The 18,351-nt window shown below is 43.3% G+C and carries 19 protein-coding genes; 11 read left to right on the top strand and 8 right to left on the bottom strand.

What is annotated here, in order from left to right; all coding sequences use genetic code 11:
- The first annotated feature begins 190 nt into the window (after positions 1-190).
- Positions 191-1,489: an ABC1 kinase family protein gene (locus tag NI455_RS03005; RefSeq protein WP_153566888.1), complete on the top strand. Its 1,299-nt coding sequence runs from the start codon at positions 191-193 to the stop codon at positions 1,487-1,489.
- A 96-nt stretch (positions 1,490-1,585) separates the two neighbouring features.
- Positions 1,586-1,837 (top strand): type B 50S ribosomal protein L31, encoded by a 252-nt coding sequence (locus tag NI455_RS03000; RefSeq protein WP_004732342.1) that lies wholly within the window; start codon positions 1,586-1,588, stop codon positions 1,835-1,837.
- Positions 1,838-1,926: 89 nt separating this feature from the next.
- On the opposite strand, the gene crcB is transcribed toward NI455_RS03000, so the two are convergent.
- Complete coding sequence (crcB, locus tag NI455_RS02995) at positions 1,927-2,307, bottom strand: fluoride efflux transporter CrcB (RefSeq protein ID WP_213686812.1); 381 nt, start codon at positions 2,305-2,307, stop codon at positions 1,927-1,929.
- A 174-nt stretch (positions 2,308-2,481) separates the two neighbouring features.
- On the opposite strand from crcB, the gene NI455_RS02990 reads away from it, so the two are divergent.
- Complete coding sequence (locus NI455_RS02990) at positions 2,482-2,814, top strand: HopJ type III effector protein (RefSeq protein WP_253112341.1); 333 nt, start codon at positions 2,482-2,484, stop codon at positions 2,812-2,814.
- A gap of 72 nt (positions 2,815-2,886) precedes the next feature.
- Here the strand turns inward: NI455_RS02990 and NI455_RS02985 are convergent, their stop codons facing one another.
- Positions 2,887-3,450, bottom strand: a complete 564-nt coding sequence (locus NI455_RS02985) for a hypothetical protein (RefSeq protein WP_005101258.1) — start codon at positions 3,448-3,450, stop codon at positions 2,887-2,889.
- A gap of 191 nt (positions 3,451-3,641) precedes the next feature.
- On the opposite strand from NI455_RS02985, the gene NI455_RS02980 reads away from it, so the two are divergent.
- Complete coding sequence (locus NI455_RS02980) at positions 3,642-4,265, top strand: class I SAM-dependent methyltransferase (protein WP_044112220.1); 624 nt, start codon at positions 3,642-3,644, stop codon at positions 4,263-4,265.
- Positions 4,266-4,289: 24 nt separating this feature from the next.
- On the opposite strand, the gene NI455_RS02975 is transcribed toward NI455_RS02980, so the two are convergent.
- On the bottom strand, positions 4,290-4,868 hold the full coding sequence (locus tag NI455_RS02975; protein WP_247143149.1) for a hypothetical protein: 579 nt from the start codon (positions 4,866-4,868) through the stop codon (positions 4,290-4,292).
- A 26-nt stretch (positions 4,869-4,894) separates the two neighbouring features.
- Positions 4,895-5,362, bottom strand: coding sequence for a Holliday junction resolvase-like protein (locus tag NI455_RS02970; protein ID WP_253112339.1), 468 nt, complete (start codon positions 5,360-5,362; stop codon positions 4,895-4,897).
- 124 nt (positions 5,363-5,486) lie between these two features.
- Between NI455_RS02970 and NI455_RS02965 the strand changes: the two genes are divergently transcribed.
- The 5 genes from NI455_RS02965 to NI455_RS02945 all read left to right on the top strand — a co-directional run bounded on the left by NI455_RS02965 (position 5,487) and on the right by NI455_RS02945 (position 10,784).
- Entirely contained in the window at positions 5,487-6,131 is a 645-nt protein-coding gene (locus NI455_RS02965; protein WP_253112336.1) for a ParA family protein, read from the top strand.
- A 128-nt stretch (positions 6,132-6,259) separates the two neighbouring features.
- The gene (locus tag NI455_RS02960) at positions 6,260-7,390 is read left to right on the top strand and encodes an AI-2E family transporter (protein WP_253112333.1); all 1,131 of its coding nucleotides are present in this window, start codon (positions 6,260-6,262) and stop codon (positions 7,388-7,390) included.
- 122 nt (positions 7,391-7,512) lie between these two features.
- Positions 7,513-8,055, top strand: a complete 543-nt coding sequence (gene sodC / locus NI455_RS02955; protein ID WP_004732359.1) for a superoxide dismutase family protein — start codon at positions 7,513-7,515, stop codon at positions 8,053-8,055.
- A 128-nt stretch (positions 8,056-8,183) separates the two neighbouring features.
- Positions 8,184-10,367, top strand: a complete 2,184-nt coding sequence (yccS, locus tag NI455_RS02950; protein ID WP_253112436.1) for a YccS family putative transporter — start codon at positions 8,184-8,186, stop codon at positions 10,365-10,367.
- Positions 10,368-10,487: 120 nt separating this feature from the next.
- Positions 10,488-10,784, top strand: coding sequence for a DUF3817 domain-containing protein (locus NI455_RS02945; RefSeq protein WP_004645001.1), 297 nt, complete (start codon positions 10,488-10,490; stop codon positions 10,782-10,784).
- A gap of 179 nt (positions 10,785-10,963) precedes the next feature.
- On the opposite strand, the gene craA is transcribed toward NI455_RS02945, so the two are convergent.
- The 3 genes from craA to NI455_RS02930 form a co-directional block, all read right to left on the bottom strand.
- Positions 10,964-12,193, bottom strand: a complete 1,230-nt coding sequence (gene craA, locus NI455_RS02940) for a chloramphenicol efflux MFS transporter CraA (RefSeq protein ID WP_253112331.1) — start codon at positions 12,191-12,193, stop codon at positions 10,964-10,966.
- A 192-nt stretch (positions 12,194-12,385) separates the two neighbouring features.
- Positions 12,386-12,763 carry a hypothetical protein gene (locus NI455_RS02935; protein ID WP_004281576.1) on the bottom strand — a complete coding sequence of 126 codons (378 nt, stop codon included), beginning with the start codon at positions 12,761-12,763 and terminating at the stop codon, positions 12,386-12,388.
- Positions 12,764-12,904: 141 nt separating this feature from the next.
- The gene (locus NI455_RS02930; protein WP_253112328.1) at positions 12,905-14,314 is read right to left on the bottom strand and encodes an FAD-binding oxidoreductase; all 1,410 of its coding nucleotides are present in this window, start codon (positions 14,312-14,314) and stop codon (positions 12,905-12,907) included.
- Between the two features lie 354 nt (positions 14,315-14,668).
- Between NI455_RS02930 and serA the strand changes: the two genes are divergently transcribed.
- Together serA and NI455_RS02920 are read left to right on the top strand one after the other, a co-directional pair.
- Positions 14,669-15,901, top strand: a complete 1,233-nt coding sequence (serA, locus tag NI455_RS02925) for a phosphoglycerate dehydrogenase (RefSeq protein WP_253112325.1) — start codon at positions 14,669-14,671, stop codon at positions 15,899-15,901.
- A 124-nt stretch (positions 15,902-16,025) separates the two neighbouring features.
- Complete coding sequence (locus tag NI455_RS02920; RefSeq protein ID WP_253112322.1) at positions 16,026-16,892, top strand: EamA family transporter; 867 nt, start codon at positions 16,026-16,028, stop codon at positions 16,890-16,892.
- Positions 16,893-16,945: 53 nt separating this feature from the next.
- Here NI455_RS02920 and NI455_RS02915 read toward each other — a convergent pair whose 3' ends face one another.
- Positions 16,946-18,079, bottom strand: a complete 1,134-nt coding sequence (locus NI455_RS02915) for a hypothetical protein (protein ID WP_354269267.1) — start codon at positions 18,077-18,079, stop codon at positions 16,946-16,948.
- Positions 18,080-18,351 lie beyond the last annotated feature (272 nt).

Below are 18,351 nucleotides of genomic sequence, written 5' to 3'. Positions count from 1 at the left end.
TTCCGGCATATTCTTATAGTTTAAACGCAAGCAATAAAGATAAATCTTTTAACAAATCAAAGATGATGCATTAAACATGGAGAAGCTGAAGGAAATCACAACACAACCTCTACAATTAAATCTAGGCAATTGAACCGTTGTCACCTATGATCAAATACATCCATTCATAGTTGGTTTCAAGGAATCTCGCATGGCAAAAACGGCTAGCACGCCCGGTCGTCGCTTTATGAAACTTGCCGGAATGACCGCAAGTATTGCAGGTAAAACCCTCTCCAATTCCATTAAAAATTTAACTGCCGATGACGAGCAGAAAAACACTGCACGCAGTAAATTATTTCAGGATATTGGTGTGCAGATTGCGGATACCTTGGGGGAAATGAAAGGCGCAGTCATGAAAGTTGGCCAGATCGCCTCTCAATATAAAGATGTTTTCCCGCCCGAAGTCGCTAAAGCCATTGCCAAGTTACAGCGTCAGGCGCCACCGATGCCGTTTAAAGAAATTCAGGCACAAGTGGAAAAAGAATTGGGTAAACCTTTACAGCAACTTTTCCAGCAGTTTGATGAGCAGCCATTTGCCGCGGCCTCGATTGGTCAGGTGCATAAAGCCACCCTACCGAATGGCCAGCAAGTTGTGGTCAAAGTACAATATCCTGGTGTGGATGAAGCCTGCGAAAGCGACCTGAAACAAGTTCGTCTGGCACTGCGCATGATGGGCGTCTTAAAGATTGACCGTAAACTTCAAGATCAATTATTTAAAGAAATTCAGCACAGTCTGGACAATGAGCTGAACTATGAAATTGAAGCCCAGAATCTGGAAATCGCCCGTGCCTTCCATGAGCCTCTGGACAATAAAATTGTGATTCCGAAAGTGTTTCATGAGTATTCATCGCGACATATTTTGACCTTAAGCCAAGAGCTTGGTGAAAGTATCGAAACTGCCAGCACTTGGCCACTCGAAACCCGAAATGCTTTAGGTCGCCGCCTATTCCGCGCCATTGGCCAAGAAATTTTTTATCTGAAACGCTTTCACTGTGATCCACATCCGGGCAACTTTGCCTTCCGTGAGGATGGCTCTGTGATTGTTTATGATTATGGTGGCGTTAAAACCTTATCGACTGAAGTGATTGGACATTTTAGGGAACTGATCCATGCTGCACGCGAGAAGAATATTCCCGTGATCGAGCAACAGCTGGATGCGCTGCATTCCTTGACTGAAACTGGAAAATTCCCGAAAGAATTGTATGAACAATGGCTGGAAGTGCTCATGCGTCCTCTGGTCACTCACTATGATTTTGCCGAAAACTCAGCGCATCATGATGGGATGGAGCTACTGAAACCTTCATTGAAATATTGGGATGTATTTAAGCCCTCTCCTGATACCTTGATGGTGAACCGGACAATTTCAGGACAATACTGGAACCTGATTCATCTCAAAGTACATGACGATTTAAGTGATGTATTTGAGGAACTGGTACCGAGTCGAAGCTAAATTGAGACGATAGGCTTACACCCTGTAACCCTAGATTACTTGAAATATCAAATGTTATATTATAACATTTAATCAAGAATCATGAGGAAGTTAGATATGCGTTCAGATATCCATCCTGAGTATCGTGAAGTGTTATTCCATGATACCAATGCCGATGCCTATTTCGTGATTGGCAGCACGATGAACTCGAGCCAAACCAAAGAATATCAAGGTAAAACATACCCTTATGTGACACTGGATATTTCGAGTGCATCACATCCTTTCTATACTGGTGAGCAACGTCAGACCAGCAATGAAGGACGTGTAGCAAGCTTTAACAAACGTTTTGGCCGCTTTAAACGTGGTTAAAACCGAAAACCCTCGATTATCTTAAGATTTAAATCGTGGTTTATGTCAGGAAATGACCTCCAATTTCCTGACTTTTTTATGCACTTATTTTAACTCTGTGCCAATATGATTGAAGTTAAATAAAAGCCCAGCGCCAGAACAATAATGCCGACAATTAAGCTGGATAATGCATATAACAGCGCTAGGCCCATAGCGCCTTGTTTCAATAACACAAAGCTTTCCAGGCCAAAACTGGAAAATGTGGTAAAACCACCAAGAATCCCCACCATTAAAAACAGACGAGCTTCTTGTTGGAGTGCTGGATATTTCTGGCTACAGGCAAAAAAAATTCCAGCACATAAACAACCTAAAATATTGATCCACCAGGTGGGCCAGGGAAATTGCATTTGTGGTTTGAACAGCCAAAGTCCTGCTGCATAACGCAGACTGGCACCGATTGCCCCACCCATTGCCACCCAAAGCCAGCCCATATTTTTTCCTGTTCTATTTATTGATCAAGTTTATTTTATCCAAAGTTTCGTATTGAGCATGAATAAATTCAACTGTTATCTTGAACCGAAAATCAATGAAATACCATGGAACTTCGCAAGAAAATTGCTATATTTATTGCATCGAATTTTCATGAATAGCACAGGAAAAACAGCATGGCACAGGATTTATTGGCTCAGTTGGCAGCAGGCGAAGCAAAATTTGCAGATGTAATTGCGTATATCGAATCCCGTTATACGCATACACCGACTGCATTTAAAAATGGCCAGCAGAATAATGCGGCTACAGAAAACCAGGGCAGCGCCAAAGTCTTTTCTTTTGCACAATTGAATGGTCTGGATCAGGCACAAACGTTAAGCCTGTTTGCCGAACATTATGCTTCTGTACTCGCGACGCCAGAGGCGACTGATCATCAGAATATCCGCCAGTTTATGCTGAATGGCTGGGATGGAATTACCTTTGAAGGTCAAGCTTTAACTGCGAAGTAAGTTCTAAGCAGATAAAAAACCGCTCAAAGGAGCGGTTTTTTATGCAAATCAGAAGTGTAAAAGATGTCTATTTTAGCTTTTACCGACTTTTTCGATCCATTTAATGGAACTGACGCGGAAGACTTCACAAGCACCATCACCCGTATCGGTCGGAGTTAAGGACGATTTCCAGACCAGATCTTTGTCACGCACCTCAACCAGTTCCCCTTGCATACGCACCAGATCGCCACGCTTTACCTTTTTAATTGCCTTGGCAATTTCAGGATTGGCAGGAATGATATGCATATTGGACACCATCTGCTTGGCTTGTTCTACTGGCACTGGCACTCGATCCATTTTCCAGTTCAAATAGCGGTCATATTGATTGACCGTGATATGTCGGGCAATTTCAGGTTCAGCAAACAGCCCCCAACTGACTGCATAATCAATCGGAGAGAATTTGGCTTGCGGGTCAGAACTATAAACCTTGGAACCCAGAATACGAAAATCACCTTTAAAAGGCTGTAAGACCGAAATTGACTGGCCTTTAACGACGGGAGGCAAACCTTTGGCAATATTGTGGTCAACCGAGCTATAGCCCGAAATAGGCAGCAACAGGCTGGCCAGCAAAGCATAATGTTTAAAGTATTTGAGCATAATTTTTAATCTAATCCTAATCAAGTTGATCAAACGTTTTAAGGATATCTTCCTTGATCTTACGGATTTTTTAATGAATAAACAGTTGAACTTGGTAACAAACTGCACGTATTTAGTCAGCTCGATATATGCCTGTCATTTTATTTTTCAGTTAAGCTAGAACGTATTTCCATCAAATTAAAATAACTCAAATGCTGTATAAACTTTATCAACAACATATCTTTCCGCATCTGCTGAATCAAGTGATGCAAACGCCATCCTTGATGGACTTGCGTCGTGAACTACTTTTGGATATTTCCGGTGAAGTACTGGAAATTGGTTTTGGTACCGGCCTGAATCTGCCTTTTTATCAATCGGTTGATAAGGTCTATGCACTAGAACCAAACCCGACGATCTTCAAACTGGCAGAATCACGAATTCAACAGGCCGCTTTTCAGGTCGAACATATTCAGGCCAGTGCAGAAGCTTTACCTTTTGCCGAAAATAGTCTGGAAAATATTGTATCTACCTGGACGCTTTGTAGTATTGCAGAGCTGGAACAGAGCCTGCAGGAAATTTATCGTGTGCTACAACCGGGTGGGACTTTACATGTGGTCGAACATGTTCTGAATCGACAAAATTTAAATATTCAGCGTCTACAACATTTACTCACTCCCATTCAAAAGAAAGTCGCAGATGGCTGTCATCTGAATCGGGATATTGAGACCGCCTTGCTGGAAACCGGTTTTGAAATAGAAACTTTAAGTTATGTAGATGCCGAAGGTATTCCGAAGATTGGCCAACGCATGTTGTTAGCACGATTTCGTAAACCATAGGGCTAATTCACTACTCTCTTGTATTTAGTGCTGCTGGACGTGGGTTACTTGCAGCAACTGACAATGAGCACGATATTCAGAGCCCGTCCCGACCCGGAATTCTTGTCCAGTCGTGCCTGAATGAACTGTCACCAGATCACCAGTGAGCGTGATTTTCTGCCCCGATTTTAGCCGGCGAATCTGATCGGCAATTTTTTCAGTGGCAGCAATCAGACTAAAATACTGTACATGCGTATTGACGAAGTCACGCTCCGCTTTATTGGTTTGTCCTTCGAGCTGATAGCAGCGTTTTGCTTCATCAAACTCCAGTTTTGCCTGTATAGCGGGCAGCGGTTGAGTCAGCAACAGCACATCAATATTACTCAGATAGGCCAGATCATTAAAATGCCCCACCACAGGGCTGGCCTGATGCAGCACCCGACGATCAGGTTTTACGAAACGGTGATCATGCACAATATAAGTCGCGGAAATGCGCTTAACGGGTTCTACTTTAAAGTTTTTAAGTACGCCCTTTTCTTGCAGATGCGGAATGGCACGAAAAAATTCATTCCACACCCAGAGTCCTAGCATAAACAGCAGCGCAGTGATCAGTAATTTTTGCATAATTTTTATTCTTCACTGGATTTTGGTCAATCCTGAAAATCAATCCGAATAGTTTCAAAACGTACCCGCCCTTCCTGAACCGCTCGGGCAATGGCTTGCTGGCCTTTGGTCAGACGTGCTCCGCCACTTTTAATGTCAATCAAGACCACTTCAATATCTTCAGCGTCGCCTTCGCCATCACGAAAATCGCTATAACCATCAAAGACCACATAATCCACCGGATCACCCAAAAACTTGGCATCACTCGGCAGATATTGAAATTCCGGCATGATCGGCGCGAGCTGTTCCGCCATTTTTCCTTTGAGAACTGCACGGCTGGTATTCACGCTGCGTTTTTGCGCGGCAATGAGAGACTGCTGATGCTCCAGTTCCAGCTCGGCAATATACTGCTCATATTCGGCCTTGATCCGTCCATTACGCGTCTGACTTAAAATAATAGTGGTCAATACCACCCCGATACATGCGCCAATCAGCATGGCCATCCATATGGACATTCAATCTTCCTAATTTGCCTGATTTTTATAGTATCGCATTCGACTGAAGTTGAGGACTTCGGCCATTTGCATACTTGAAAAGAATGATATGCTAGGCCGGAACAGAATAAAATCACCTTGAGTCATGAAAACAATTTTAGTTGCGAATCAGAAAGGCGGTTGTGGTAAGACCATGACAGCCATTAGTTTGGCGTCAGCACTCGCACAAAAGGGTTATAAGGTGGCATTGGCCGATGCCGACAACCAGAAATCAACTTTGCAATGGCTCAAGCATCGGCCGGTACAGGCAGCACAAATTCAAAGTCTGGACTGGCGCAACAGCAAGTCCATTGGTGACGCGCCCAAACAAATCGAATACCTGATTATTGATGCACCAGGTGCTTTGACCGACGATCATGCCGAACAGCTGATCAGTGAAGCACATGCGATTATCATCCCGATCCAGCCTTCTTTTTTTGATATCGATTCGACCCGCCGTTTTCTCAAACATTTGCAGGACATTAAACGCATCCGTAAGGGCAAGGTTGAAATTTTACTTTTGGCCAACCGTACCAAACCAAATGCCGCCAGCAATCAGGACATACAACAATTTTTTGACAAGATCGACCAGCAGCCAGTGGCCTGGATTTCGGAACGTGCCCCTTATAGCCGACTGGCTATGGAAGGCCTGTCCGTCTTTGATAAACCTCAGAAAATCTACCGGGAACTGCAGGCTCAATGGCAACCGGTACTGAATGCCATTATTGATGATCCGAGTCAGTGGTTTTGAGTCAATCATCTGAATCGTGGTATAGCTTTGGGAAAATAATCTCGCTACTTGGCTAGCTATCATTTTCGAGCGCTTTTTTTTCAGTTAATATGCCTGAACACGACCTAAAAAATGAGTCATTAAATTCAGTGCAACAGTACGCGCCTACATTACAAAAAGTCTTATTATTTGGATTGTTCTTTATCCTGATTTTTTTGAGTTTTCATATACTCAAGTATTTCATCATTCCTGTAGTTTGGGCAGCGATTATTGCCTATATGACTTGGCCCTTGTATCAGTCGGTGTTACGCCTGTGCGGCAATCGACCAACATTAAGCGCAACCGTAATGATCTTGGCCGTGATTCTGGTCTTTGGTCTGCCGTTTATTTTCGCCATTTTCATGCTGCAACACGAAGGTCGTAACCTGTATTTTGAATTGCAGCGACAGGTCTTTTCCGGTCACCTGAATGTCCCTGATTTTATTCGCGGGCTTCCGATTGTCGGCAAGGAAATTACCCGAACCTTAAATGAAATTAACACTGATCCGCAGAGTATTGCACTGTCGGTATCGACCTGGATTCAGAGTCATCTGAATTACGGTAAAGTGGTATTGAATGAAGTGAGCAAAAACATCTTTAAATTATGTTTTGCGGTACTTTCGCTATTTTTCTTCTACCGTGATGGTCAGACCATTTTAAATCAGGTGCGTAAAGCCTTTGAAATGGTGGTCGGTCCACGTGTACATCATTATTTTTCTACCATCTCTGCGACTACACGTGCCGTAGTATATGGGGTTGGTTTGACTGCGATTGCACAGTCCTTATTGGCAGGTCTGAGCTATTTTGTTGCAGGTGTGCCGAATCCGATGGTTTTAACCATTGTGACCTTTATTTTTGCCCTGATTCCCTTTGGTCCGCCCCTCGCCTATAGTGCGGTGGCGCTATGGCTGTTTTCACAAGGACAAACCATTGAGGCTATCGGGGTCATGGTGTGGGGTGTCTGTATTGTCAGTACTGCCGATAACGTGATTCGTCCACTGGTAATTTCTGGTGCAACCCAGATTCCATTCCTGCTGATCATGTTTGGAGTCTTGGGTGGTATTGCCAGTTTTGGTCTGGTCGGAGTGTTTATTGGCCCGGTGATTCTGGCTGTGCTGCTTGCAATCTGGCGTGAATGGTTACATGAAAGTAATCTGAATGAACCTTTGATGATGCCTAAAGCCACCATGGCACATGAGATTGATCCAGAAACCAAGAACACACCGCCCAAAGCGCCTTAAAGCATAGAGAGAATTGACTTAAACAAAACAAAACATTTAAGTACTGATTCTATATAGAGCTTCTGATCTTGCTCTGTTTAAATGAACTCACAAAACAGAATAAAGATCAGGATGCCAAAATCATGTCTTCATTGTTTAAAATTACGACACTTTGCGCGTTAAGCGCCGCACTTTTTACCGGTTGTGCATCAACCTCTCCATCAAATGAAGTGGTCAGAGCAGTAACTGTGAATGCTGTAACTGCTCAAGGTGTGGGCCAAGAGATTGGTACCGTATTACTCAGTGACAGCCCAGCCGGTCTGGTTATTCGTACCAACCTGAAACAACTTCCTGCGGGTGAACGTGGTTTCCATATTCATGAAAATGGTTCATGCGCACCTGCTATGAAAGACGGCAAGATGGGCGCAGCACTGGCTGCAGGTAGCCATTACAATCCAAATCAGGCTCCACATCACGGTACACCGGTGACCGGTCATCTCGGTGATTTACCCGCATTGAAAGTCAATACTGACGGAACTGCACGTGTCACCCTGCTTGCGCCACGTCTGAAACTGGCTGATGTTCAGGGTCGTGCCATTATGGTTCATGCTGGTGGGGACAACTATTCCGATAACCCATTACCCTTGGGCGGCGGCGGTGAACGTATTGCCTGTGGTGTGATCTAAATACCCTCATGCCAATGACTAAATAGAAAAAACGGGCACTATGCTCGTTTTTTTATGGATTTTTCTTTTATTTTGGCGCCTAAATTGCATTCAGAACTTTGCGTTTTTACTTTCCGGATCATATCCTTGTGAATGCTGCCCGACCTGCGACTGCTACTTTTGTTAAAATTATAAAACCTGTCCTGCTGCCCTTTCAGTCCAGTGCGCTGATGACTTATTGCCTGCAAATCTTGCTAGTGTTTTTAGGTACCACTTTCGGTCTGAAATTTCTGGGTTATGAGTTCTTGATCGTTCCAGTAACTTTAGGGGCAATTGCCACGGCACTGACTGATTTTGATGACCGGCTAAGCCTGCGTTTGCGCAACCTGTTACTGGTCATCATTCTGTTTTTTAGTGTCAGCAGCATTCTGGAATTTCTTGCTCCGCATAAATTCTGGTTTGCATTTTGGCTATCGCTGTCGAGTGCGCTGTTTATTCTAATGGGTGCATTAGGCCAACGTTATGCCACAATTTCATTTGGCACCATTTTACTGTCAATCTATACCATGTTCGGCCTGGGCGAATATCAGCACTGGTATGAACAGCCGCTTTATTTTGTCATTGGGGCGCTATGGTACGGCCTGACGTCTATTCTGTTTTTTTTGCTGCGTCCTACTTTGCAGGTTCAGGAAAATCTCGCACAAAGCTTGCAGCACATGTCGGATTTACTGCTGAGTAAAGCCAAACTGTTTGATCCAGACCAGCATCCAAATGTTGAAACCCTGCTCTATGAGTTGTCACTTAAAAATACTTTAGTCATTCAGAGTTTTAACCGTAGCAAAGATTCGCTATTGACCCGACTCAAAGCTTCGCGTGCCAATCGTAATACCATTTACTGGCTGAATCTGTATTTTTTGATGCAGGATATTCATGAACAGGCCACCGCGAATTATCTGCATTATGAACAGATCGAACAGCATTTTAGCCGCACTGACCTGATTTTCCGGATTCAGAAAAATATCCGTCTGCAAGCCCTTGCCTGTCAGCATTTGGCAGAATGTGTACTGCGCAATGAGAAATTTTACCTGTCTACAGATGATGAACTGGCATTAAAACATTTACAGGAGTCGATGCAGGACTGGATTGCTCAAAACCCACAAAATATTGAAGTTAAAAATTTACAGCTTATTCTGGCCAATCTGCTGAGTGTATATGAGCAGTTACAACACCTGCATGATCAACAGGCGCTGTATAAGCCACGCTATCAGCAGCATTTTGATGACCTGAGTCTGTTTGATGATGATATTCGCGATAGCACAGATCTCTGGCTGAAACTCAAACCGCACTTAAGTCCACAATCGGCACTCTTTCGGCATGCGGTGCGGATTGCCATTGTATTTCTAGTCGGCTATGCCATTTCATTATTACCCTTTGCGAAAAATGGCTACTGGATTTTACTGACCAGCCTGTTTGTCTGTCAGATCAGTTATTTTGCCACCAAAAGCCGGCTCAAATTGCGGACCCTGGGAACATTATTAGGGGTCATGCTGGGTGTCCCCATTCTGTATTTTGTGCCAAGTGTCGAAGGGCAATTATTGCTAACGGTAATTTTTGGTGTCGGTTTTTTCTATCTACGTTCCAAGAAATATGCCATGGCCACCCTCATGGCGACCTTGATGGTACTCCTGATTTTTAACCTGAAAGGTGCCGGTTATGCGATCATTTTGCCACGTATTATTGATACCCTGTTGGGCTGTCTGATTGCCTGGATGGCAGTAAGCTGGATCTGGCCTGACTGGAATTTTCGTAATATTTCCAGCAATATTAAAAAATCATCGCTTGCTACGCTGGACTATTTTGCTGCAGTGGTCGAGCAATATCAAAACGGTAAAGATAACAGTATTGCTTACCGGACTGCACGACGTCTGGCCCACAATGCGCAGATTGATTTATCCAGCATGATTTCAAGCCTGAGCACCGAACCGAATCCAGATCCGCAACTGGTTAAAAGTGCCTTTCGCTATCTGGTCTATAGCCATAGCCAGCTCAGTTATATTGCAGCATTGGGGAGTCACCGTGAGCAGGTCACTGATGCGCAAATTCTAGATTTAATGCGTTGGTGCCAGCAGACCTTAACTGCGGTATTGCTGCAACAACAGCCTTTAGATACCTACGACATTGATCATAAACTGGCAGAAATTCAACGCTTAAGTACCCAGGAAAACCAGTCAGCACATCTGCTTTTGGTACTGAAACAGATCAGTTTATTGCTGGAAACCTTACCGGAATTACTAAAATTACGTCATGAATTACTAGGTGCCGAGATTAAATAACCAACTGCCTCACTTGGTTATAACTTATTAAAAATATTGAATATATCTTTATTATTAAGATTCAATATTCAGGTGATATTCGGTACACTCAAAACCAATTCGGTTAAATCAATATGTATTATGAACATCAAAACTTTGCGTCTGGTCGGTTTGCTTGAAGGGATTTCATTCCTGCTGCTGTTATTTATCGCGATGCCAGTGAAATATATGATGGATAATCCGATTCTGGTCAAATATGTCGGTATGGGTCATGGGGTACTGTTTGTGCTGTTTCTGGTGGTGTTATTCGCAGTATGTGAAAAACAGAAATGGTCTCTCAGCATGTTTGTGATGGGTTTAATCGCTTCGATTCTGCCTTTCGGTCCATTCCTGTTTGATATGAAATTGAAGAAGCTGGAACAGCCCGCTGAAGCTTAATTGTAGAATCCTAATATAATTAGATCAGTCAAAAGAAAATTCTCTCTCCCTTTGGGAGAGAGTTAGAGAGAGGGAACTTATTAAATACTTAACCTCACCCTAGCCCTCTCCTAAAAGGAGAGGGAAATTCAATACTGAACATATGATTTCAATAATTTATAATTTCCCTTAATAAGGAATCAAAACTCCCCACGCTCCTGTCTTTCCAGCATTAACTGTTTGAGTTGCATGCGTGGCAAAGTAAACCACAGTGCAATCAGAATCAAAGAGGCAACACAATAGGCCCAAATATCATAGGCTTCATATGCCATTCGTACTGCTTCAATCACTACAAAAAAGCTGAGCATCAGGATAATAGAAACCGTCGCGGCCACCGTGCCTTTGGACACTTCAGAAGACATTAATGCAAAACGATACAGCACCGAAAAACTCACACCCTCACCCAGACTGATACAAGTGGTGCCGATAATCAGACAATGAATAAAATATTCTGGAATCAATAAGCCCATCATCAATAAACCGGTACCCAGCAACATCAGTGGCAGACCCAATAATACGGTTTTGCCCAGCGGTATTTTATCGATAATTTTTAGCAGAATCAGATTACCTGCAATCAGGCCGCCCAAGACCGGAAACTGCGCCAGACCATATTGCACGCTACTGAATCCAAATTGCTCGACCAGAATCACGGGTGACAGGGCAATCCATAACATCAAGGGCAGACTCACCAAAGGCAAGGCTACAGTCATGATCACAAAGCGTTTATTTTTTAAAACCTGTTTAAAGTCATCCAGAATATAGCTGACCGGCTGTCTGGGAATACTGACTTTCAGGTTTGGCATTTTGGCTTTCAGGCCGAACCAGCTCAGAAATGACAGAAATGCGATACCGATAAAGCCCCAATGCCAAGAGATATGATCAATCATAAAGGCACCCAGCACTGGTCCTAGCAAAGGTGCCAGCAAAGACACATTGGCCATCAGTGCCATGACTTTGATGGCATCACGTTCTTCAAAGCTTTCCTGAATGGCGGCATAACCAACGGCGGTAATAAAGGACAGGCCAAAGCCCTGTAAAAAGCGCAGGAATAAGAAACTTTCGATATTGGGTGTTAATAAAATAGCCAGACAGCTAATCGTGAAAAATGCCACACCACCCAGCAGTACCATTTTACGTCCAAGACGATCGGACAAAGGTCCCAGAATCGCTGCGACAAATGCCCCACCCAACAGGAAAAAGGACATGGAGGATGGTGCCCATGAACTACTTACGCCAAAATCACGGGTAATCGCCAGCATGGCCGGTTGAATCAGGTCATTACATATATAGACTGAGAATTCAAACAGGACCAGTGCCAGCGGGAACATAAGTGTGGCACGGGTCAGTTTTTGGGTGTGGATATTTTGCATGGGAGTTTTTATTGTCAGTCTGCCCGTTTTAACAGACTGAACTTTGTCTAAAATAGAAAGAAATAATTTTAGCAGATGAGATATTCAAACGCTCTGAATAAATATAACTGATCGTAGAGATAATCTTCCAAATAAAAAAGCGCATCCTCTAGATACGCTTTTAACCAAAATCTGTCTAAAGATCAAACACTATTATGGACAGACTGCTTTCTGGAAAGTCTTGGTATTTGAACCTCGTGCACAACGATACAACTTCTCGGTGTTTTCCAGCATCCAGCTGTTATCTTCCCGTTTAAAATAATAAATGGTCTGTACCGAACGTACCGAATCATCCATTAACCCAGTTTCAGTGACTTTGACCTGTCCAATCGTGGGCGACTCTACCTTGTCAAAGAACTGGCGCAACTCAACTGTTGCCAGTTCCTTACGCAAGTCCGGTCTTAATTGTAAAACCTGTTCCAAAGGCGTATCCGAAGACGACTGTACCTTTGCAATGACCTGTTGAGCAGTTGCACAGCCTGAACCCAATATACCAAAAGCGAGAGTTGCGACTGCCAATATCCGGAACATATTATTTAACCCTTTATCGTCATTCTTATTCCAACCTATCATGCCGAGCTTCTTAGTACAAAACCATTTAGACTCTGTAACTGTCTTTACACAGCAATAAAAAAGCGCACCTTTCGATGCGCTTTTTTCAATTCCGACCGATTAAAGATCGAAAAGTTTACCCGGGTTCATGATGCCATTTGGATCGAACACTTTTTTCAGAGCTTTCATATATTCGATTTCTTCCACAGAACGTGAATATTCAAGATATGGCTTTTTGGTCATGCCCACACCATGTTCCGCAGAAATTGAACCGTCATATTTTTTCACGGTATCAAAGACATACTTGTTCACCACCTGACATTTGGCAAAAAATTCATCTTTAGACAAATCAGCAGGTTTTAAGATATTTAAGTGCAAGTTACCGTCACCGATATGACCGAACCAGCAGATTTCAAAGTCTGGGTAATTCGTCGATACAATCGCATCAATTTCTTTAATGAATGCAGGAACGTGCGTGATCAGAACGGAAATGTCATTTTTGTATGGAATAAATGGCGCGATAGATTCAGAAATATCTTCACGTAAACGCCATAAGCTTTCCACCTGATCCAGACTTTGGCTCATCACGCCGTCCAGTACCCAACCTTGTTCCATGCAATGCTCGAAGATTTCCATCGCCTTGTCCATAATCGGTTCAAACGGCGCTTCAAACTCAAGCAATACATAGAATGGACATTCAGTTTCAAATGGACGCTGCACGTGACCGTTGGCCAAGACTTTCTGCATCGCCAGTTCACCAAAGAACTCAAATGCAGTCAGGTCAATTTTCGCCTGGAAGGCATGCAATAACGGCATGATTGCATCAAAGTCAGGTACACCCAGTACCATCACTTGCAGGTCTTGCGGTTGACGTTCAAGCTTGATTTCCGCTTCCGTTACCAGACCCAGCGTCCCTTCACCACCGATAAATAAGTGTTGAAGCGCATAACCGGTTGCATTCTTGATCATGCCCTTGTTCAGACGCAGTACATCGCCCTTACCTGTCACAACCGTCAGGCCAAGCACCCAGTTACGGGTCATACCGTATTTAATTACTTTAATGCCACCAGCATTGGTGCCGATGTTACCGCCAATTTGCGATGAACCTGCTGAAGCAAAGTCGACTGGATAATACATGCCCTGCTCTTCAGCATAGTTCTGTAACTGTTCAGTCACCACACCTGCCTGTACGCGCACCATACGATCTGCCGGGAAAAACTCCAGAATCTGGTTCATCTTGTCCATGCTGACCACGATCTCGCCATTGGCTGCGACTGCACCTGCAGAAAGACCGGTACGACCACCCGATGGAGTCACTGCAACATTAAATTGGTTCGCCAGTTTTACGATGTCTTGAACTTGCTCAGTTGACGACGGAAAAACGACGACTGACGGGTTTGGATCAAAGTGCTTCGTATGATCGCGACCCCAATTCTGGAGACTGTCCGTATCGGTTTTAATACGGTTTTCACCCACAATTGCAGTCAATTGGGTCAATAACTCAGGGGTTAAAGCGACTGGAGCATTCATCGTTTGCAGACCTAGCATGATTTAAACAAGAGAGACTTCGCTGGTTCATTTGCACATTTTTTATGCATAAAAACATGGATACAAATCAGGCGAAACATGATTATTAAAGCACCGGATCACGCTGCTTTAAAAGCATGGCGCAATATTATAAGCTATTTTTTGGTGTTTCCCGCGAAAAATGACAATTTTGATAATATACCTTTGAAAATGCAGATTTAAATCAAACACCATGATCATTATTATCAATATATCTTGCCAGAATAGCTGATGTGAGCGTCATTAAGGAAATGTATAACCGCCCCATTCCTGTGCTATCATACCGCGACTAAATTTGGCCTTTGTAGCGGAGCCGTAATGAGCCAACATCTTTCTCTACCTAAAGATAAAATCCGTTTTCTATTGCTAGAAGGCGTTCACCAGAACGCAATCGATACATTGAATGCAGCTGGATATACCAACATTGACTATCGCAAAACAGCGCTTGAGGGTGAAGCACTGAAAGAAGCGATTAAAGATGCACACTTTGTCGGTATTCGTTCCCGTACTCAATTGACTGAAGAGGTATTTGAAGCCGCGAACAAACTGATTGCAGTAGGCTGCTTCTGTATCGGTACCAATCAGGTCAATCTTGATGCTGCAATGCGTCGCGGTATTCCGGTATTTAATGCACCATATTCAAATACACGTTCAGTTGCTGAACTGGTATTGGCAGAAACTATTCTTCTTCTGCGCCGTGTACCTGAAAAATCAGCAGACACACACACAGGCGGCTGGAACAAATCTGCAGTTGGTTCGTTCGAAACACGTGGTAAAACTTTAGGTATCGTAGGTTACGGTTCAATTGGTTCACAACTTTCTGTACTTGCTGAAAGCATGGGTATGAAAGTGATCTATTTCGATACAGTGACTAAATTGCCTTTAGGTAATGCACGTCAAGTCGGTAGCTTGGGCGAACTTTTGGCAAATGCCGATGTGGTTTCCCTACACGTTCCTGATGTTCCGTCTACACGTAACTTCATGACTAAAGATCAGTTCGCGCAAATGAAAGAAGGTTCAATCTTCATTAACGCGGCACGTGGTACCTGTGTCGTGATCGAAGACCTGGCAGATGCGATCAAATCTGGTCACATTGCTGGTGCTGCGGTAGATGTATTCCCGAAAGAGCCTAAAGCAAACGGTGAAGAATTTGTTTCTCCACTGCGTAACCTGCCAAACGTAATTCTGACTCCACACGTAGGCGGTTCTACGATGGAAGCGCAAGCGAACATCGGTCTGGAAGTAGCTGAGAAATTCGTGGCTTATTCTGACAAGGGTATGACGCTTTCTGCGGTGAACTTCCCAGAAATCGCATTGCCGTTGACTGAAGGCAAACACCGTTTACTGCACATCCACCAAAATATTCCGGGCGTGTTGTCTAAAATCAACAACCTGTTTGCTGAACAAGGCATCAACATCTCTGGTCAGTCACTGATGACTAAAGGTGATGTCGGTTACCTGGTGATGGATGTCGATGCTGCTGCATCTCATGAAGCACTTGATATGCTTTCGAATGTTGAAGGTACAATCCGCGCACGCGTATTGTTCTAATTCAATATTGTAAAAAAACCACAGCTCTCGGGCTGTGGTTTTTTATTTTTAAGGTTTGTATTTTTAAACCTTTTTCAGCTTATGCTGCTCTTCCGCTATTCGAGCAATCGAAACCTATTTAGTCATGCTGAATTTTAAAATCGCACCGATGGTGCAAGCGCCGCTGATTCTGTTGATCGCCATGATCAGTATGCAAAGCAGTGGCTCCTTTGCCAAATATCTGTTCGGTCAATTTCCCATTCTGACTGTTTCCGCAATGCGTCTGCTGTTAGGCGCTATGATTTTGGCACTGATTTTTAAAATTTGGAAAATCCATTTCAGACAGATCAAGTGGCCGGCCATTATCAGTTATGGCCTTGCCCTTGCTGGCATGAATCTACTGTTTTACCTGTCGATTGATCGCCTGCCGCTGGGGATTGCCGTCTCTTTTGAATTTATTGGCCCCTTAAGTGTTGCCCTGTTTTATGCACGTCAGAAATTCGACTTTGTCTGGGTCGGACTGGCGATTCTGGGCCTGGTTCTGCTATTTCCTTTTGATCAGGCTGCCCAGCCACTTGACCCGATCGGGATTGCATTTGCCTTGGGTGCCGGTGCCTGCTGGGCCTTATATATCGTTGCCGGCCAAAGACCTTCAGGCGTTTCTGGCAATCATACTGTATGCTTGGGCATGTTTGTCGGTATGCTGGTTTTGATGCCGATTGCGCTCTTTGCAGGAATGCCGGCACATACTTTTGAACCGATGAGTTTGCTGTATTTTGTGGCTTTGGCTATATTGGCCAGTGCCCTGCCTTTCACTCTGGAAATGATTGCACTAAGAAATTTAAGCGCACTCAGTTTCGGCACCTTGATGAGTCTGGAACCCGCCATTGCAGCACTCTCGGGGCTGGTCTTTCTAGGCGAGACTTTATTGTGGACACAATGGCTGGCATTGGCCACGATTATCAGTGCTTCGGTAGGCTGTACGGTGACGACCCAAAGACAGAAATCTTGAGTAAAAATAAAGGCGCTAGAGCGCCTTTATTTAAGATCACTTATTTTCAAATTTTAACGTGGTGTTGCGTCTTGAATCGCAGTATTTAATGCAGTCGCTGCTGTCACATTATAGCCATCACATCCAGAGGCAAGCTGATCATAATTGTATTCTGTCCATTTGATCATTAAAGAAGTTACACCTTCTTGTTTATTCAACTCATCCAAGGCAGCCTGTCTTGATTGAGCAATATAGTCGTCGTGATCAATATGTTCCCCATGTTCCGAGAAATCAACTGAATAAATTCCACCTTGATATTCGATCGCACCGAAATATTTGTAATATTGCATGGCAGCGTCTTTATATTCTGCCTTTTTATATTTCAAGTTAGCCATCGTGCCATCTAGAATAGTTTTTGCCATTTCTTGGACAGACGCTTGTGCCTGCCATTCAGCAAGTGTGCTAAAACCAGTTTTTACTTCCGGATCAAATTCAATATATTCTTCTTCAGGATGTTCAGCCAGAAGACGGAAACATTTAGATCCATTTGGGAATTTGCGGGTCTTCTGCAAATCGACGAAACTGGTTGCAAACTCATTATAGTATTTACGCTCAGCTGTCGTATTATCACTGTTAAAGAAAACTCTGGTCGCAGGATCATCATACATTTTAACCACAGCAATATTGGTACGTTCAGTTAATGCTTTTCCTGATAAGTCATACCACGCTATGTGTCGATGATTGCTGATATTGTTCTCCGGTATCGTCACAGGACGACTTTTAAATTGAGTGGTCGTATTGTCTAATATTTTTTCCAGTTTATAACCTAATGCTGTACGGGTACGATCTGCAGGGAACACCCCTTTTGTTGTGACATAAGTTGAGAAGATCATATCTTCTTCAAGATCGTATTCGGTATCAACAGCGCTGTTATCATCCGCATATAATATGCCGTCAGTAATTTTATTTTTATGACTAGCTAATAGAAGTTTTTGCGATTCCATCTCTGATCCATCAATATTCGGTAAGTTGAATTGATAGTTATAGAATTCAGAAATGGTATCTGATGCTCCATCACCCGGGGTTCCAGGATTGGTCGGTGCAGGTTGACTAGTGACTGGTTCATTATTATCAGAACTGTCGGAGCCACCACCACATGCTGCCAGCATGCAACTAAAAATGGCGCAAGAGAGTATTCTTAATTTCATTATTATCTACCTTAATTATTTGATATTGTTATTTTAATTCTGTCCCGAAACACGGGATCTAAGATGTTTTCATTGTTATTTTAAAACTAACCCGAATCACGAGGTCTAAGATATTTTAATAAATATAAAAACAAGATCAATTTAAAAATTGATTAATTTGTAACCGCAATTACATAGAAGATTAACTTTGAATTTAAAATCTTTAGATATTTGATCCGGCTAAAATTTAACTTGATTGAATCAAAATTTAAGTTCGCCTCGGGAAAATATTT

The sequence above is a fragment of the Acinetobacter lwoffii genome (genome assembly GCF_024129435.1).
In the GTDB taxonomy this organism is placed as follows: domain Bacteria; phylum Pseudomonadota; class Gammaproteobacteria; order Pseudomonadales; family Moraxellaceae; genus Acinetobacter; species Acinetobacter lwoffii_F.
The sequence above is the reverse complement of the archived record's forward strand: the minus strand, read 5'-3'. Positions and strand labels throughout refer to the sequence as shown.

Excerpts from the sequence above, each read along its gene's own strand:
- NI455_RS03000 (WP_004732342.1), top strand. The coding sequence starts at position 1,586 with ATGCGTTCAGATATCCATCCTGAGTATCGTGAAGTGTTATTCCATGAT.
- sodC (WP_004732359.1), top strand. The coding sequence starts at position 7,513 with ATGTCTTCATTGTTTAAAATTACGACACTTTGCGCGTTAAGCGCCGCA.
- NI455_RS02970 (WP_253112339.1), bottom strand. The coding sequence starts at position 5,362 with ATGTCCATATGGATGGCCATGCTGATTGGCGCATGTATCGGGGTGGTA.
- NI455_RS02990 (WP_253112341.1), top strand. The coding sequence starts at position 2,482 with ATGGCACAGGATTTATTGGCTCAGTTGGCAGCAGGCGAAGCAAAATTT.
- NI455_RS02930 (WP_253112328.1), bottom strand. The coding sequence starts at position 14,314 with ATGAATGCTCCAGTCGCTTTAACCCCTGAGTTATTGACCCAATTGACT.
- NI455_RS03005 (WP_153566888.1), top strand. The coding sequence starts at position 191 with ATGGCAAAAACGGCTAGCACGCCCGGTCGTCGCTTTATGAAACTTGCC.
- NI455_RS02945 (WP_004645001.1), top strand. The coding sequence starts at position 10,488 with ATGAACATCAAAACTTTGCGTCTGGTCGGTTTGCTTGAAGGGATTTCA.
- serA (WP_253112325.1), top strand. The coding sequence starts at position 14,669 with ATGAGCCAACATCTTTCTCTACCTAAAGATAAAATCCGTTTTCTATTG.
- crcB (WP_213686812.1), bottom strand. The coding sequence starts at position 2,307 with ATGGGCTGGCTTTGGGTGGCAATGGGTGGGGCAATCGGTGCCAGTCTG.
- craA (WP_253112331.1), bottom strand. The coding sequence starts at position 12,193 with ATGCAAAATATCCACACCCAAAAACTGACCCGTGCCACACTTATGTTC.
- NI455_RS02975 (WP_247143149.1), bottom strand. The coding sequence starts at position 4,868 with ATGCAAAAATTACTGATCACTGCGCTGCTGTTTATGCTAGGACTCTGG.
- NI455_RS02980 (WP_044112220.1), top strand. The coding sequence starts at position 3,642 with ATGCTGTATAAACTTTATCAACAACATATCTTTCCGCATCTGCTGAAT.
- NI455_RS02915 (WP_354269267.1), bottom strand. The coding sequence starts at position 18,079 with ATGAAATTAAGAATACTCTCTTGCGCCATTTTTAGTTGCATGCTGGCA.
- NI455_RS02965 (WP_253112336.1), top strand. The coding sequence starts at position 5,487 with ATGAAAACAATTTTAGTTGCGAATCAGAAAGGCGGTTGTGGTAAGACC.
- NI455_RS02985 (WP_005101258.1), bottom strand. The coding sequence starts at position 3,450 with ATGCTCAAATACTTTAAACATTATGCTTTGCTGGCCAGCCTGTTGCTG.
- NI455_RS02935 (WP_004281576.1), bottom strand. The coding sequence starts at position 12,763 with ATGTTCCGGATATTGGCAGTCGCAACTCTCGCTTTTGGTATATTGGGT.
- NI455_RS02920 (WP_253112322.1), top strand. The coding sequence starts at position 16,026 with ATGCTGAATTTTAAAATCGCACCGATGGTGCAAGCGCCGCTGATTCTG.